Annotated in this window: 13 protein-coding genes; 12 read left to right on the top strand and 1 reads right to left on the bottom strand. The window is 47.6% G+C overall.

Annotation, left to right across the window (positions count from 1 at the left end):
* The first annotated feature begins 248 nt into the window (after positions 1 to 248).
* From FS818_RS27560 to pssA, 8 genes are all read left to right on the top strand, one after another.
* A complete protein-coding gene (locus tag FS818_RS27560) occupies positions 249 to 1,433 on the top strand; it encodes a GNAT family N-acetyltransferase (RefSeq protein ID WP_145336506.1) in 1,185 nt (394 codons plus the stop codon).
* 495 nt (positions 1,434 to 1,928) lie between these two features.
* A complete protein-coding gene (locus FS818_RS27555) occupies positions 1,929 to 2,390 on the top strand; it encodes a CtsR family transcriptional regulator (protein ID WP_145336504.1) in 462 nt (153 codons plus the stop codon).
* Between the two features lie 31 nt (positions 2,391 to 2,421).
* Positions 2,422 to 2,940 (top strand): protein-arginine kinase activator protein McsA, encoded by a 519-nt coding sequence (locus FS818_RS27550; protein ID WP_145336502.1) that lies wholly within the window; start codon positions 2,422 to 2,424, stop codon positions 2,938 to 2,940.
* Positions 2,941 to 2,968: 28 nt separating this feature from the next.
* Positions 2,969 to 4,039, top strand: a complete 1,071-nt coding sequence (locus tag FS818_RS27545; protein ID WP_145336500.1) for a protein-arginine kinase McsB — start codon at positions 2,969 to 2,971, stop codon at positions 4,037 to 4,039.
* 195 nt (positions 4,040 to 4,234) lie between these two features.
* On the top strand, positions 4,235 to 6,697 hold the full coding sequence (locus FS818_RS27540; protein WP_090924699.1) for an ATP-dependent Clp protease ATP-binding subunit: 2,463 nt from the start codon (positions 4,235 to 4,237) through the stop codon (positions 6,695 to 6,697).
* Between the two features lie 290 nt (positions 6,698 to 6,987).
* A complete protein-coding gene (gene radA, locus FS818_RS27535; protein WP_090924698.1) occupies positions 6,988 to 8,355 on the top strand; it encodes a DNA repair protein RadA in 1,368 nt (455 codons plus the stop codon).
* A gap of 13 nt (positions 8,356 to 8,368) precedes the next feature.
* Positions 8,369 to 9,445: a DNA integrity scanning diadenylate cyclase DisA gene (gene disA / locus FS818_RS27530; RefSeq protein ID WP_090924697.1), complete on the top strand. Its 1,077-nt coding sequence runs from the start codon at positions 8,369 to 8,371 to the stop codon at positions 9,443 to 9,445.
* Positions 9,446 to 9,486: 41 nt separating this feature from the next.
* Complete coding sequence (pssA, locus tag FS818_RS27525; protein ID WP_090924696.1) at positions 9,487 to 10,218, top strand: CDP-diacylglycerol--serine O-phosphatidyltransferase; 732 nt, start codon at positions 9,487 to 9,489, stop codon at positions 10,216 to 10,218.
* Between the two features lie 156 nt (positions 10,219 to 10,374).
* Here pssA and FS818_RS27520 read toward each other — a convergent pair whose 3' ends face one another.
* Positions 10,375 to 10,770: a nucleoside triphosphate pyrophosphohydrolase family protein gene (locus FS818_RS27520; protein WP_090924695.1), complete on the bottom strand. Its 396-nt coding sequence runs from the start codon at positions 10,768 to 10,770 to the stop codon at positions 10,375 to 10,377.
* A 172-nt stretch (positions 10,771 to 10,942) separates the two neighbouring features.
* Here FS818_RS27520 and FS818_RS27515 point away from each other — a divergent pair, with 172 nt between their 5' ends.
* The 4 genes from FS818_RS27515 (at position 10,943) to gltX (ending at position 14,784) form a co-directional block, all read left to right on the top strand.
* Entirely contained in the window at positions 10,943 to 12,028 is a 1,086-nt protein-coding gene (locus FS818_RS27515) for a PIN/TRAM domain-containing protein (RefSeq protein WP_145336498.1), read from the top strand.
* A gap of 102 nt (positions 12,029 to 12,130) precedes the next feature.
* A complete protein-coding gene (gene ispD, locus FS818_RS27510; protein ID WP_145336496.1) occupies positions 12,131 to 12,823 on the top strand; it encodes a 2-C-methyl-D-erythritol 4-phosphate cytidylyltransferase in 693 nt (230 codons plus the stop codon).
* The gene (gene ispF / locus FS818_RS27505) at positions 12,820 to 13,296 is read left to right on the top strand and encodes a 2-C-methyl-D-erythritol 2,4-cyclodiphosphate synthase (RefSeq protein ID WP_017692052.1); all 477 of its coding nucleotides are present in this window, start codon (positions 12,820 to 12,822) and stop codon (positions 13,294 to 13,296) included. Before ispD ends, ispF begins: the two co-directional genes overlap by 4 nt.
* 33 nt (positions 13,297 to 13,329) lie before the next feature.
* On the top strand, positions 13,330 to 14,784 hold the full coding sequence (gene gltX, locus FS818_RS27500; protein WP_145336494.1) for a glutamate--tRNA ligase: 1,455 nt from the start codon (positions 13,330 to 13,332) through the stop codon (positions 14,782 to 14,784).
* The last annotated feature ends 19 nt before the right edge of the window (positions 14,785 to 14,803 follow it).

Below are 14,803 nucleotides of genomic sequence, written 5' to 3'. Positions count from 1 at the left end.
CTCTAGCGCCGATGGTACTTGGACCGCAGGGTCCTGGGAGAGTAGGACGCCGCCAAGCAAAGCAAAGAACCACTGCCGATGTAATTCGGTGGTGGTTTTTTTATATATAAGATTAAAGAGATGTGAACGTTACATCTCTTGTTTGACTTTAAAGGGAACCTCTGAGACACTCAAATGTAAGAAAAGGGTTCAAGCTGCCTTTTGTACAGAAAGGACTTACATTAGAAGAAAAAGAGGTGCAAGTTAATATGGAACTTCGCAAATTAACGATCGACGATTATGAGGCGTGTATGGCGCTTTCCGAGTATGCATTTCAATTTAAATTAACAGAAGATCAGTTGGAGAAGCGGCGCAAGGAATTCGCTAAGCATAATGTGTTGGGCGTTTATGCGGATGGACAGGTTGGAGCCAAGCTTCAGATTATTCCTTTTCAAACGTATATTCACGGCAGGGCCTTCGAAATGGGGGGAATTGCAGGTGTAGCCACTTGGCCGGAGTACAGACGTAAGGGATGGGTCGCAGGATTACTGAAATACGCACTAGAAGAAATGAATCGGAATAAACAAAGTGTATCTTTCCTGCATCCGTTTTCGTTTTCCTTTTATCGAAAGTATGGCTGGGAAACCTACGTTGAATATAAGAAATATAGATTGTCTACAGCCCAACTGCCGGCCAAGAAGCTGACACCAGGCACGATCAAACGTGGAAATACCGAGCTTGCTGAATTGAAGCAGGTGTACGATGCGTATGCAACGCGCTACAATGGAACCCTCAATCGTAATGATGCATGGTGGGAAAATTCGGTTTATGTCAAAAAAGGTAGTCAGCGCGCTGTATATTATGATGAATCGGGAGCACCCCAAGGTTACGTCCTCTATGAAGTTAAGGAAAGCAAGTTTACCATCGGTGAGTTCGTTCATCTGAACGAAGAAGCGAGACAGGGGCTTTGGACGTTCATTGCCAATCATGATTCTATGATAGATGAAGTAACTTTACAGGCGCCTGCAAGTGATCTGCTTGCATTTCAGCTGGACAATCCGCGGATTAAGCAAGAGGTAGTTCCTTACTTTATGGCACGAATCGTGAGCGTGGAGCAGTTCATTTCGCAGTACCCTTTTGCAAGTCAGGACTCGCCTGTTCAGATTTGGCTTGATGTCGAAGATTCTTACGCTCCGTGGAACGAAGGAGTGTGGGAATTAAACGTGGCTATGAACGGAACCGCTTCAATATGGAAAAAGGCAAAATCGGACGGCGAGGCTCAGCTGAATCAGCCGATTCGTCTTAGTATTCAATCCCTTTCAGCCGTGTTATTGGGTTATCGCAGACCGGCAGAGATGGCACAGATCGGTAGAATGGAAGGGCCAGTGAGCGCAATCCAAGCGCTGGAAAAAGCAGTTCCCAAACGCGAAACCTACTTGCTTGATTTCTTTTAAGCGACAATCTACATCGAATACAACTACATTCGAGCAGATCCGAAGCGTAATTGGAAGCAATCAGAACTTCTCCCGATGTCCGGGAGAGGTTTTTTTGTGTCAGGCGAATATTTCGTGTAAAATCGTAAAAAATGAATAGTGCCCCCACTTGGCAAAACAGTAAAATATGCTATAATGTATATAAAGTCAAAGAAAGTCAAAGTCAACTCAAGGTTAAATTCGTATGATTTTAATTCTGGAATACGTGTTACTTACCTACGATATGACGTTAGCTTTCTTACTGTTCTCTGATGAAAAGTACCGTAAGTTGGAACACATCATTGGAAGATCAAGGGGATATTCAAGGACCTTCGTGCTTCCTTTGTTCTCCTGTTTAACACTTGAGGTAGCAAGATTCGCTGTTTCTCTGAGTGGTTAAATGGGTGGAGAAGGTGTACTCTGTGGGGGCGTGTGGTCCTTATTGACTTAACGTTTCAGACAGTGGAGGATGATTGGATGCGTAATATCTCTGATATTATTGAACGATATCTGAAGGGTATTTTGCATGAAAGTCCCGAAGGAATGATTGAAATTCAGCGTAATGATCTGGCAGATCAGTTTTCATGTGTACCTTCCCAGATCAATTATGTCATCAGCACCCGTTTCACTCTTGAAAAAGGTTATCTCGTCGAGAGTAAACGTGGCGGTGGTGGATATGTTCGCATACAACGCATTGAATTACCTGCCCAATCCGCCCTGCACAACCATCTGCATCACAGTATTGGTGACGAGATTGGACAGACTGCTGCGGAAGGCTTGATTTATCAACTGGAAGAAGCGCGTTTTTTAAGTAAGCGGGAAGCCGGGTTGATGCGTGCGGCTGTGTCGAGAGAGGTTCTTATGGTCAAACTTCCTTACCGGGATCAAATTCGTGCCAGAATGTTTAAGGCAATGCTAATATCTTTGCTCGGTAAATGAAAACTATCGGGATCAAAGGAGGTACATCTATATGCTGTGCCAAGAATGTAATAAACGTCCGGCTACGCTTCATTTCACGAAAATTGTAAATGGAGAGAAGACGGAATTTCATATTTGTGAATCATGTGCCCGTGAGAAGGGAGAGATGATTCCTGGAACAGCAGGAGGATTTTCAATTCACAACCTGCTATCAGGAATACTTGATTTTGATCCGGCAGGCAAGAGTTCAGGTGCTTCCCCTGCCAAAACCCTGCAATGTGAAGAATGTGGCATGACATATGCCCAGTTCAGCAAAGTCGGTCGTTTTGGCTGTAGCTCCTGTTATAAATACTTTGACAGCCGTCTGGACCCTTTGTTCAAGCGAGTGCATGGTAGTACATCACATGTAGGTAAAGTTCCAGCCAGAGCAGGCGGGCGTATTAAGGTGAAGCGGCAAATTGCCGATCTGAAGCAAAATCTGCAGCAGAGCATTGCTCAAGAAGAGTTTGAAGAGGCCGCTCAGATTCGTGACCAGATACGGGAACTTGAAAAAGAAATAGCTCAAGAGTAAAGTTTGTCATAAGTAGGAGGGAAGCATGATGCCTAATCTGCGTTTTACAGAGAAGGCGCTCAGTGACTGGATGCGCAGTGATGCTACTGATTCGGAGATCGTCATCAGCAGTCGTGTCCGGATTGCGCGTAACCTTCAGCATATCCCGTTTCCAATGCTGGCTTCGGATGAGCAATCGGAAGAGGTGCTGAATAAGCTGAGCGAAGTACTTCAGTACGATGACGTACACGCCTTTGGTGATTTTACTACACTCGATCTGATCGATATTGACGAACTCGACAAGCGTGTGCTGGTGGAAAAACATTTGATTAGTCCAAGTCTGGCGAATGAATCGACCAACGGAGCAGTGATCCTTAGTGAGGATGAATCTGTAAGTATTATGATCAATGAAGAGGATCATTTGCGTATCCAGTGCCTCTATCCGGGGTTCCAGGTCAAAGAGGCCTGGGAGAAAGCTTCCGCTATAGATGATGCTTTTGAAGCGCACGTGGATTATGCGTTTGATGATCGCAGAGGGTATCTCACGAGTTGCCCAACGAATGTTGGAACGGGTGTCAGGGCATCTGTTATGATGCACCTTCCTGCATTGGTCATGACACAGCAGATCGGCCGTATTCTTAGTGCCGTGTCCCAAGTGGGATTAACGGTGCGAGGGATTTATGGAGAGGGTAGCGAGGCGATGGGCAACTTGTTCCAGATTTCCAATCAGATTACACTTGGACAGACGGAGCAAGAAGTGATCGATAACCTCCACGGTGTTGTTTTACAGATGATTGGTCATGAGCGTACTGCAAGAGAACGGCTCATTACCGATTCCAGACTGCGTATTACGGATCGAGTGATGCGTTCCTACGGGATTTTGTCTCATGCAGCGATTGTAGACACGAAGGAAGCAGCGCAGCGCTTGTCGGATGTGCGGCTCGGCGTAGATCTTGGATTGTTGGAAGGCTTATCGATCCCAGTGATGAATGAGTTGAATGTGATGACTCAGCCAGGGTTTTTACAAAAAACGTTTGGGGATATGCGTACGGATGAGCGCGACATCTACCGTGCTCAATTAATTCGTGATACGATCAATGCAGCTAAAAGTTCTGGGTAAACTTTCCTTTAAGTGTTAATATGGGTTTCATGCCGCATCTGCGGCTTTTATATAATAAGCTTCCATCAAGACTGAAGCTACCAATGATTTTATTCGCAGCATGGCTGCAAACAAAAGTGATATGAAGAATACGAAGGGCTATTCAGTTAGATTGGAATCCCTCGTTTTATCCAAAACCATGGAGGTGCAGGAAATATGATGTTTGGAAGATTTACGGAACGGGCCCAAAAGGTGCTCGCACTCGCGCAGGAAGAAGCTGTCCGTCTCGGTCACAATAACATCGGTACGGAGCATATTTTGCTCGGCCTCATTCGTGAAGGTGAAGGCATTGCTGCCAAAGCACTGATCGGCCTGGGACTCGGATTGGAAAAAATTCAGGATGAAGTAGAAACGCTAATTGGCCGTGGCCAAGAGCAACCTACGAACATTGCATATACGCCACGTGCGAAAAAAGTAATTGAATTGTCGATGGATGAGGCGCGTAAACTCGGCCACACCTATGTTGGCACAGAACACATTCTTCTCGGATTGATTCGTGAAGGTGAAGGTGTTGCGGCACGTGTGCTCAATAACCTGGGCATCAGCTTGAACAAAGCACGTCAGCAAGTACTGCAATTGCTCGGTAGCAGCGAAGCTGTTTCCAGCCACAATGGCACACCTGCCAATGTAAGCACACCAACACTGGACAGCCTCGCTCGTGATTTGACGGCGTATGCCAGAGAGAATAACCTTGACCCGGTTATTGGCCGTAGCAAGGAAATTGAGCGTGTTATTCAAGTATTGAGTCGTCGTACCAAAAATAACCCGGTATTGATCGGTGAACCTGGTGTAGGTAAAACAGCAATTGCTGAGGGGCTTGCTCAGAAAATTATTGCAAACGAAATTCCCGAAACATTGCGTGATAAACGTGTAATGACGCTGGATATGGGTTCGGTTGTTGCTGGAACCAAATATCGTGGTGAGTTCGAGGATCGATTGAAAAAAATCATGGATGAGATTCGTCAGGCGGGCAACATTGTCCTGTTCATTGATGAGTTGCACACGCTGATTGGTGCAGGTGGCGCAGAAGGCGCTATTGATGCATCGAACATCTTGAAGCCGGCTCTTGCTCGTGGAGAATTACAGTGCATCGGTGCAACGACACTGGATGAGTACCGCAAATACATCGAGAAGGATGCTGCGCTAGAGCGTCGTTTCCAACCGATTACAGTGGATCAACCATCACCGGAAGAAGCCATTCAAATTTTGCATGGTCTGCGTGATCGTTACGAAGCGCATCACCGCGTGAAAATTACAGATGAAGCGATTGTGCAAGCTGTAAAATTGTCGGATCGTTATATTACAGATCGTTTCTTACCGGATAAAGCGATCGACTTGATCGATGAAGCGGGATCAAAAGTAAGATTGAACTCCTATACAATTCCGCCAAACCTCAAACAATTGGAGAGCCGTCTGGAAGATATCCGTAAGGAAAAAGACGCCGCGGTTCAGAGTCAAGAGTTCGAAAAGGCAGCGGCACTGCGTGATACGGAACAAAAAATCCGTGAAGAGCTTGATACAACGAAAAATCAATGGAAAGAAAAACAAGGTCGTACCGATTCCGAAGTCACTCCAGAGGATATTGCTCAAGTGGTAGCCAACTGGACAGGAATTCCGGTGAACAAGCTGAAAGAAGAAGAGACACAGCGTCTGATGAATCTGGAGTCCATTCTTCATGAACGTGTAATCGGTCAGGATGAGGCTGTTAAATCAGTTAGCCGCGCCGTTCGCCGCGCACGTGCAGGACTTAAAGATCCGAAACGTCCGATGGGTTCATTTATCTTCCTTGGCCCTACAGGTGTAGGTAAAACCGAGCTGGCTCGCGCACTTGCTGAAGCAATGTTCGGTGATGAAAATGCCGTAATCCGGATTGACATGTCCGAGTATGGTGAGAAACACTCCACAGCACGACTGGTCGGAGCGCCTCCAGGTTATGTTGGATACGAAGAAGGCGGTCAGTTGACAGAGAAAGTTCGTCGCAAACCGTACTCCGTTGTCCTGCTGGATGAAGTAGAAAAAGCTCACCCGGAAGTTTTCAACATCTTGTTGCAAGTGCTGGAAGATGGTCGTCTGACGGATTCCAAAGGCCGTGTTGTTGACTTCCGTAATACATTGATCATTCTCACATCCAACGTGGGTGCAGAAGCGATCAAACGTAATTCTACTCTTGGGTTCACAGCTGTTGTGGATGCAGGTGCAGATTACGATAATATGAAGGGCAAAGTGATGGATGAGCTGAAGAAAAGCTTCCGTCCTGAGTTCTTGAACCGGATCGATGAAATCATCGTATTCCACTCGCTCGAAGAGAAACACATTGCTGAGATTGTTACTCTTATGAGTGAGGATCTACGTAAACGTCTTAATGAGTACGAGGTTGATTTTGAGCTCACAGATAACGCTAAGGCCTTCTTGGCGAAAGCCGGCTTTGATCCTGCTTACGGTGCACGCCCACTTCGTCGGGCGATCCAGAAGCACATCGAAGACAAATTGTCTGAAGAGTTGCTTACAGGTAATGTGACCAAAGGGGATTCCTTACTCATCGACGAAGAGAATGGTGCATTGTCTGTAACGAAAAAGGAAGTAGCAGTTCCATCCAATGAGGAAATTGAAACAAAATAAATATGACGTATGTGGCTGAATGAATTCAGCTAGCCGCATATTATAGAAGCTCCCTGGCTTTGGCCGGGGAGTTTTTTTTCGTATGTACGAATATATAAAGGGATGTGTGAAGATTTGATTGAGATGAAGCGATATGGATGAGGAACATGTGTAAAGTTTGCGATAATCCTTTACGAAAAATCTCAAACAATGGTAAACTTTTAGTATCCCTGTATGTCAGGGCAACGAGTAAATTTTGTCGAATAATGCAAAATGTTGCTATAAAATAAAAAATCAATAGGAGTGCTGAAGTGGCCAAAGTAAAAACCAAGTTTCAATGTACGGAATGCGGCTATGAAGCCCCCAAATGGTACGGGAAATGTCCTGGCTGTCAGTCCTGGAATTCGATGATAGAAGAAACTGAAACGGTAGTCAAAACACAAGGGAGAAATTCTCCTCTGTTTGACAGTAAAGATAAACCGCTTCCTATCATAGATATAGATAGCGGTCAGGAGCCGCGTGTACAGACTGGAATCGGTGAACTGAACCGTGTATTGGGCGGCGGCATTGTGCCAGGTTCGCTTGTTCTGGTGGGGGGCGACCCAGGGATTGGAAAATCAACGTTGATGCTACAGACTTCTCATGCGCTGACCCACTCGGGGCTACGCGTGTTATATGTGTCCGGAGAAGAATCCGTAAAGCAGACGAAGCTGCGCGCAGACCGTCTCGGTGCTCTTTCGCCGGAACTGTATGTGCTCTGTGAAACCAATATGGAGCGGGTAGAGGAAGCGGTGGATCAGATCCAGCCGCATTTTCTTGTCATCGACTCCATTCAGACGGTATATCTGCCCGAAGTTACCAGCGCACCAGGAAGTGTAGCGCAGGTAAGGGAATGCACGTCCAGATTCATGCGGATTGCTAAAGGCCGTGGCATTGCAACGGTTCTTGTAGGGCATGTTACCAAAGAAGGTGCCATCGCTGGTCCGCGTATGCTGGAGCACATGGTGGACTGCGTGCTTTATTTCGAAGGAGAGCGGCATCATACGTATCGTCTCCTTCGTGCGGTGAAGAACCGTTTCGGTTCCACGAACGAGATTGGCATATTTGAAATGGGGGAAGATGGCCTTCGTGAAGTCGGTAATCCCTCCGAGTTATTTTTATCTGAACGTCCACTAGGGGTAGCGGGATCTACCGTTGTGGCGAGTATGGAAGGCACACGTCCGATGCTTGTAGAATTACAGGCTTTGATTTCAACGACACACTTCCCTTCTCCTAGGCGGATGGCAACAGGTATCGATCATCATCGATTAAATCTGATTATAGCGGTGCTTGAAAAACGCATGGGTATGTTCCTGCAGACACAGGATGCCTATTTGAACGTGGCTGGAGGGGTGAGGCTGGATGAGCCAGCGGTCGATCTGGCTGTGGCAGTCAGCATTGCCTCCAGCTTGAGAGATGTGCCAACCAAGCCGGATGATGTCATCTTTGGCGAGATTGGCCTGACGGGTGAAGTTCGTGCCGTATCGAGGGCAGAACAACGTGTGAAAGAAGCCGCGAAGCTGGGCTTCAAACGAGTTATTTTACCAGAAAAAAGCTTAAAGGGCTGGAAACATCCTCGCGGGATACAACTGATCGGTGTGAATACCGTGGCAGATGCACTAGCGGTTGCTTTAGATTAGGGGGCATAACAAGATGAAGGATTCAAGCCAACTGGACAATATGAATGATTTGTTAAGGCTGATCGCACCAGGTACACCTTTCCGCGAAGGTCTGGAAAATGTGCTGCGCGCCAAGACGGGCGCACTGCTTGTTGTAGGATACAGCCCTGAAGTCATGGAAGTGGTAGACGGGGGATTTTCGATTAACTGTGATTTCTCCCCGAACTACCTGTATGAGCTTGCCAAAATGGACGGTGCCATTATTCTGAGTGAGGATTTGAAGCGGATTTTGTATGCCAACACACAGCTGATCCCGGATTCATCCATCTCTTCCTCAGAGACGGGCATTCGTCACCGGACCGCAGAGCGGGTGGCAAAACAAACCGGTAAGCTAGTTGTTTCCATCTCACAGCGCCGGAATATTATTACCCTGTACCAGGGAACCCTTCGATATTCGCTTAAGGAAATCGGGGTGATTTTGACCAAAGCCAATCAGGCGATTCAAACGCTCGAAAAGTATAAAGCGGTGCTCAAGCAGTCCCTTACGAATCTGAGTGCTTCCGAATTCGAGGAACTCGTTACGATTCCCGAGGTGGTTAATGTTATTCAGCGCACGGAAATGGTACTACGGATCAAAACCGAGATTGAACGATATATTGATGAGTTAGGTAATGAAGGAAGGCTCATTTCGATGCAAATGGAAGAGCTTGTGGGTACTACAGAGGAAGAAGCGTGGTTGCTGTATAAAGACTATGCTCGTGATGACAGTGATGACAAGATTCGCGATATTATCGTGGGCTTAAAAAGATTGTCGGACGATGAGTTGCTTGATGCACATCATATTGTCCGATTGCTTGGTTATCCTTCATCTGCGGCAACATCTGAAGATTCGGTTGCCCCTCGCGGATATCGGGTATTAAATAAGATCCCTCGTCTGCCTAATGTAATTATCCATAACCTGGTGGATCAATTTGAGCAATTACCTCATGTCATCATGGCAACGATTGAAGAACTTGATGAAGTGGACGGCATTGGCGAGGTTCGTGCCCGTACCATCAAGGAAGGTCTCAAACGTCTGCAAGAGCAGATGTTTATTGACAGACAGATGTAGGGATTGCTTATAACGGCTTCTAATGGATGAGGTGAAACAACATGTTAACCAGATTCATTCCAAATCTTTTTACCCTAGGTAATCTGTTTCTGGGTATGCTGGCCATTTTGCTGGCGATTAACGGGAAATACAGCTCGGCTGCGATTATGGTTATCGTTGCAATGCTGCTCGACGGTCTGGATGGACGGGTGGCAAGAGCACTGAATGCACAAAGTGAATTCGGCAAGGAGCTTGATTCGCTATCGGATATGGTTTCATTTGGTGCGGCGCCTGCATTGATTATTTTCATGGTGTCTTTTCAGGATTCCATGCCGATCTTTGCCTGGATCGCAACGGCGGCTTTTCCGATCTGTGGTGCGATTCGTTTAGCGAGATTTAACGTTCGCCCGGGCATTCCGGGGTATTTCACAGGGTTGCCCATTCCCGCTGCAGGCGGTGTGCTGGCTACGCTGTCCCTGTTTCACAAGGATATCGGACCCATTAGCATGATGATTGCTACATTGCTGTTGTCTTATCTGATGGTCAGCTCACTGAAATACCCCAATTTCAAAAAAGTCGGACTGCCCCGCAAGGCGATCTGGATCGCTCCGTGGGTTGTGTTACTTGCGGTTGCGCTGGCTGTTTTATTCCCGGATCAACTTTCCAAGCTGATTTTTATTCCGCTGGTGTTATATGCCCTGTATGGCATGAGATACAGTGTAAGAACGGCGGCTTCCCGCAATCGCGCTAAGAAACGCAAGGACAAGAAATCATCGCGGTCTTCTGACAACTAGAATAGGTAGGGTACTTAAGTACCAACCACTCGGCAAACTCTAAGATCCCTATGAGCTCAAAAAATAAAAAAAGCACGTACATTTTTCCTAACAAGGAGTGTACGTGCTTTTTATTTGTATTCTTTGATCTATGACGAAGTAACGAAAGACGATTAGCTAAGACAGATTAAACATCCCAAGCGTCGAACATTTCTGTGATTCGTGATTTACGACCTCTTCCATGTTGATGTCCAGCAGATTGCAAAGTGCAGACATATAGAACAGGTTCCGCCCCAGCTCGGAGCTGATCACCTCTTTGCAATTCTCACACAATTCACCTTCCACATGCGTTTCCAGCAGGCCCTTGGCTTGAGAAATATCACTCTCGGGGGCATATTTCTGTTTGGTGGCGTGCAACTCAATACAGCCGCATTCGGTAATGGCTTTGGACACAGCGCGGTTAACAGAGGCTCCGGCTTGTCCCGTTTTCGACAGTACATCAATCAGGCTGCGATGGCGCAGCAACAGTTCGGAAACTTGATCCTGAAAAGCCTGTAAACTTAGCGTACTCATTTTGCCACTCACCTCGGATATGAATTGAATTCATTATATGCCAATAAAAGTCTTACTTTCAACTGACGAGTACAAGATTTCCAAAAACTTCATGCTGACGCGATTAGGTTTTGGATAATTGGATCATACTGGATATGAAAATGAAGAATGATTTGAGGAGGTGCAGGAACTCATGTGGAGAAAAGGCATTTTAACTTTTACTGGATTGTGCGGCGCATGGTTCGGGTACACGGCTTATCATCTGGCAGGCAAGTCCATTCCTTGGATGGCTGAATGGATTCAATCAGCGGGACTGCTGGGTGCGGGTGTATCAACACTGCTGGGAGCAGTACTTTTTATGTCCGTATGCACGATCGGCGGCACAATGATGGCTAACAGATTAAACAGCGGTATCGATTCTTTGGCCAGAATACCCATGAACGAGCTTGCTGCTGGCGCAACAGGCATCGTGGCTGGATTACTCGTAGCATTACTGATGTATCCTTGCCTGGCTTGGCTCGGAACCGCAGGAGAGGTGCTACAGGTGGCACTCACGGTGATCGCTGCATATTCGGGTTATAGCTTGGCCATGGCCAAGAAAGACGATCTGGCGGCATTCTGGAAGTCGGGACGATGGGGGCACCCTGAGCCTGAAGAAGAGCGAAGACTGGAAGAACATAAAATTTTGGACACCAGCGTCATTATTGACGGCAGAATCGCAGATATCTGCAAAACCGGATTCATCGAAGGCACGATTGTCATCCCGGAATTTGTACTGGAAGAGCTGCAACATATTGCAGACTCGTCGGATCTGCTCAAGCGCAACCGCGGGCGCCGTGGGCTGGACATTTTGAATAAAATCCAGAAGGAGCTTGATGTACAGGTATTGATTTACGAAGGCGATTTCGAAGAAATCTCCGAGGTGGACAGCAAACTGGTAAAGCTCGCTAAAGTATTACAAGGCAAAGTGGTTACCAACGATTTTAACCTGAATAAGGTTTGTGAGCTCCAGGGCGTATCCGTACTTAACATTAATGACTTGGCAAACGCGGTGAAACCAGTTGTACTGCCGGGGGAAGAGATCATGGTACAGATTATCAAAGACGGCAAAGAGCATGGACAAGGCGTAGCCTATTTGGATGATGGAACGATGATTGTGGTGGAAGGTGGACGCGAGTATATCGGCATGATGATGGAAGTGCTGGTGACGAGTGTGCTACAGACGTCTGCGGGACGAATGATTTTTGCCAAGCCGAAACTGTTGGAAAAAGCCCAATAAAAGCGGTATGATGGGTAGTGTATCGTTGTACGATGATGGATATCGATGGAGATATGAATTGTCGCCCGGCGATAAACTGACAGACAAGGCAGGGATTGCGGCATGGATAAAGGGTGGGGCGTTGTCATTGTGGCGGCAGGCCGGGGAACCCGAATGGGAACGACCGAGAGCAAACAGTTTTTGCTGCTGCAGGACAAGCCCGTTTTCATACATACGCTTGAAGTATTTGCGGCTCTGGACGAGATCCGTGAGATGATTCTGGTTACAGGTGCTGCAGATGTTGAACGATGCCTGGAATGGGTAAAAGAATACCAACTGGAAACGCGTGTCCGCGTGATCCCCGGAGGGAAAGAGAGACAGCATTCGGTTCATGAAGGCCTTCGGGCGCTCAGTACCGATGGGGTTCTCGTTCACGACGGGGTGCGTCCATTTGTGACCCGCGAGCAGATTAGAGAATGTATGGCTGCCGCCGAATCAGGCGAAGGTGCTGTGCTGGCTGTGCCGGTGAAGGATACGATCAAACAAGTGAATGCGGAAGGTATCGTTACAGCGACGCCGGAGCGCAGCAGTCTGTGGAGCATTCAAACCCCGCAGGCTTTTCGTCTTTCTTCCCTGCTGGAGGCTTACGAATCCGCGGAACGTGACGGGTTTCTGGGGACGGATGATGCCATGCTGGCTGAGCGCCAGGGAATGTCGGTTAAGGTTGTGGAAGGCAGTTATACCAACATCAAACTAACGACACCGGAAGATTTACAGTATGCCGCGTTTTGGCTTGAGGGAGAGAAGAAGCGATGATACGTGTAGGACAAGGATTTGACGTGCACCAGTTGGTGGAAGGTAGACCGTGTATTATTGGCGGGGTAACGATTCCTTATGAAAAAGGGCTGCTGGGTCACTCGGACGCAGACGTGTTGCTGCACGCCATCAGCGATGCTATTCTTGGCGCGCTGGCACTTGGGGATATCGGCAAGCATTTTCCGGACACCGACCCGGAATTCAAGGATGCAGATAGCTTGAAACTACTAGAGCATGTATGGCAGCTTGTGAAGGATCGCGGCTATAAGCTTGGGAATATTGATTCAACGATTATTGCCCAGAAGCCAAAGATGGCACCGTATATCCCGCAGATGGCTGAGGTAATTGCCAAAGCGCTGGAAGCGGATGTAACACAAGTGAACGTAAAGGCAACAACAACCGAGCAATTGGGTTTCCCAGGACGGGGAGAGGGAATTGCCGCCCAATCCGTTGTATGCCTGGTACGTGTGTGATATCATCAATCAATTAGAGACGGAGGGAATCATATGAGCACAGAAATTCGGGTGCGCTACGCGCCAAGCCCAACGGGACACCTGCATATCGGGAACGCCCGTACGGCGCTGTTTAACTACTTGTATGCCAAACACAATAACGGAAAATTTATCATTCGTATCGAAGATACGGACGTGAAGCGCAACATTGCGGGCGGAGAAGAAAGCCAGCTGAAATACTTGAAATGGCTCGGGATCGAGTGGGATGAGAGTATCGATGTAGGCGGAGAATACGGGCCGTACCGTCAGACGGAGCGTCTGGATCTGTACCGCAAATACACGCAGGAACTGCTGGACAAAGGTCTGGCTTATCGCTGCTACTGCACGGAAGAAGAACTCGAACAGGAGCGCGAAGAGCAGTCGGCTCGCGGAGAGACCCCGCGTTACTCCGGCAAACACCGTGACCTGACACCAGAGCAGATCGAGGCATTTGAAGCTGAAGGCCGCGTGGCGAGCATTCGTTTCCGTGTACCGGCAGATCGCACATACACATTTAACGATATGGTTAAAGGTACAATTTCGTTCAACAGCAAGGAATCAGGCGACTTTGTCATTGTGAAAAAAGATGGCATTCCCACGTACAACTATGCCGTTGCCGTGGACGATCACTTGATGAAGATCTCCCACGTGTTGCGGGGGGAAGATCATATCTCCAACACACCTCGTCAGCTGATGATCTATGAAGCGCTTGGCTGGGAGCCGCCGCAATTCGGTCATATGACGCTGATCGTGAATGAAAACCACAAAAAACTGAGTAAACGCGATGAATCCGTCATTCAGTTTATTGAGCAATATGATCAGCTCGGCTATCTGCCAGAAGCGATGTTTAACTTCATCTCCCTGCTTGGCTGGTCGCCAGAAGGAGAAGAAGAAATCTTTTCACAAGAGCAGTTGATCTCCATCTTTGATACGAAACGTCTATCCAAGAGCCCGGCCGTATTTGATACACATAAGCTGGCGCACTTGAATAACCATTACATCAAAAATGCGGACCCTGCACGGATTGCCGAGATGGCTATTCCGCATCTGCAAAAAGCAGGACGTCTGCCTGCGGACCTGTCTGCGGAGCAAAAAGAGTGGGCGTATACGCTCGTACATCTCTATCAGGAGCAGATGAATGCGGCATCCGATATCGTAGAACTGTCCGAAGTGTTCTTCCGTTCCGAAGTTGAACTGGAAAGCGAAGGCGCTGCGGTACTTGCTGAAGAACAGGTTCCAACTGTGCTGAAGGCATTTGCGGATAAAGTACAAGCTAGTGATGAGTTCACGCCAAGCAAAATGGCTGCATTGATCAAGGAAGTGCAGAAGGAAACAGGCTTTAAGGGCAAACAGCTCTTTATGCCAATCCGCGTTGCTTTGACGGGGCAGACCCATGGACGTGATCTCAATCAGACCATTGTGCTACTGGGCAGAGACACGGTCACCCAGCGTTTGCTGGCACGAGTGTAACTATTCATTACCTCAACTT

Source organism: Paenibacillus xylanexedens, from assembly GCF_007680605.1.
Taxonomy (GTDB): domain Bacteria; phylum Bacillota; class Bacilli; order Paenibacillales; family Paenibacillaceae; genus Paenibacillus; species Paenibacillus xylanexedens_B.
This window is presented reverse-complemented; position numbering and strand designations above follow the sequence as displayed.

Excerpts from the sequence above, each read along its gene's own strand:
- pssA (WP_090924696.1), top strand. The coding sequence starts at position 9,487 with ATGTTAACCAGATTCATTCCAAATCTTTTTACCCTAGGTAATCTGTTT.
- FS818_RS27550 (WP_145336502.1), top strand. The coding sequence starts at position 2,422 with ATGCTGTGCCAAGAATGTAATAAACGTCCGGCTACGCTTCATTTCACG.
- FS818_RS27540 (WP_090924699.1), top strand. The coding sequence starts at position 4,235 with ATGATGTTTGGAAGATTTACGGAACGGGCCCAAAAGGTGCTCGCACTC.
- ispF (WP_017692052.1), top strand. The coding sequence starts at position 12,820 with ATGATACGTGTAGGACAAGGATTTGACGTGCACCAGTTGGTGGAAGGT.
- FS818_RS27515 (WP_145336498.1), top strand. The coding sequence starts at position 10,943 with ATGTGGAGAAAAGGCATTTTAACTTTTACTGGATTGTGCGGCGCATGG.
- disA (WP_090924697.1), top strand. The coding sequence starts at position 8,369 with ATGAAGGATTCAAGCCAACTGGACAATATGAATGATTTGTTAAGGCTG.
- FS818_RS27560 (WP_145336506.1), top strand. The coding sequence starts at position 249 with ATGGAACTTCGCAAATTAACGATCGACGATTATGAGGCGTGTATGGCG.
- gltX (WP_145336494.1), top strand. The coding sequence starts at position 13,330 with ATGAGCACAGAAATTCGGGTGCGCTACGCGCCAAGCCCAACGGGACAC.
- FS818_RS27545 (WP_145336500.1), top strand. The coding sequence starts at position 2,969 with ATGCCTAATCTGCGTTTTACAGAGAAGGCGCTCAGTGACTGGATGCGC.
- FS818_RS27520 (WP_090924695.1), bottom strand. The coding sequence starts at position 10,770 with ATGAGTACGCTAAGTTTACAGGCTTTTCAGGATCAAGTTTCCGAACTG.
- ispD (WP_145336496.1), top strand. The coding sequence starts at position 12,131 with ATGGATAAAGGGTGGGGCGTTGTCATTGTGGCGGCAGGCCGGGGAACC.
- FS818_RS27555 (WP_145336504.1), top strand. The coding sequence starts at position 1,929 with ATGCGTAATATCTCTGATATTATTGAACGATATCTGAAGGGTATTTTG.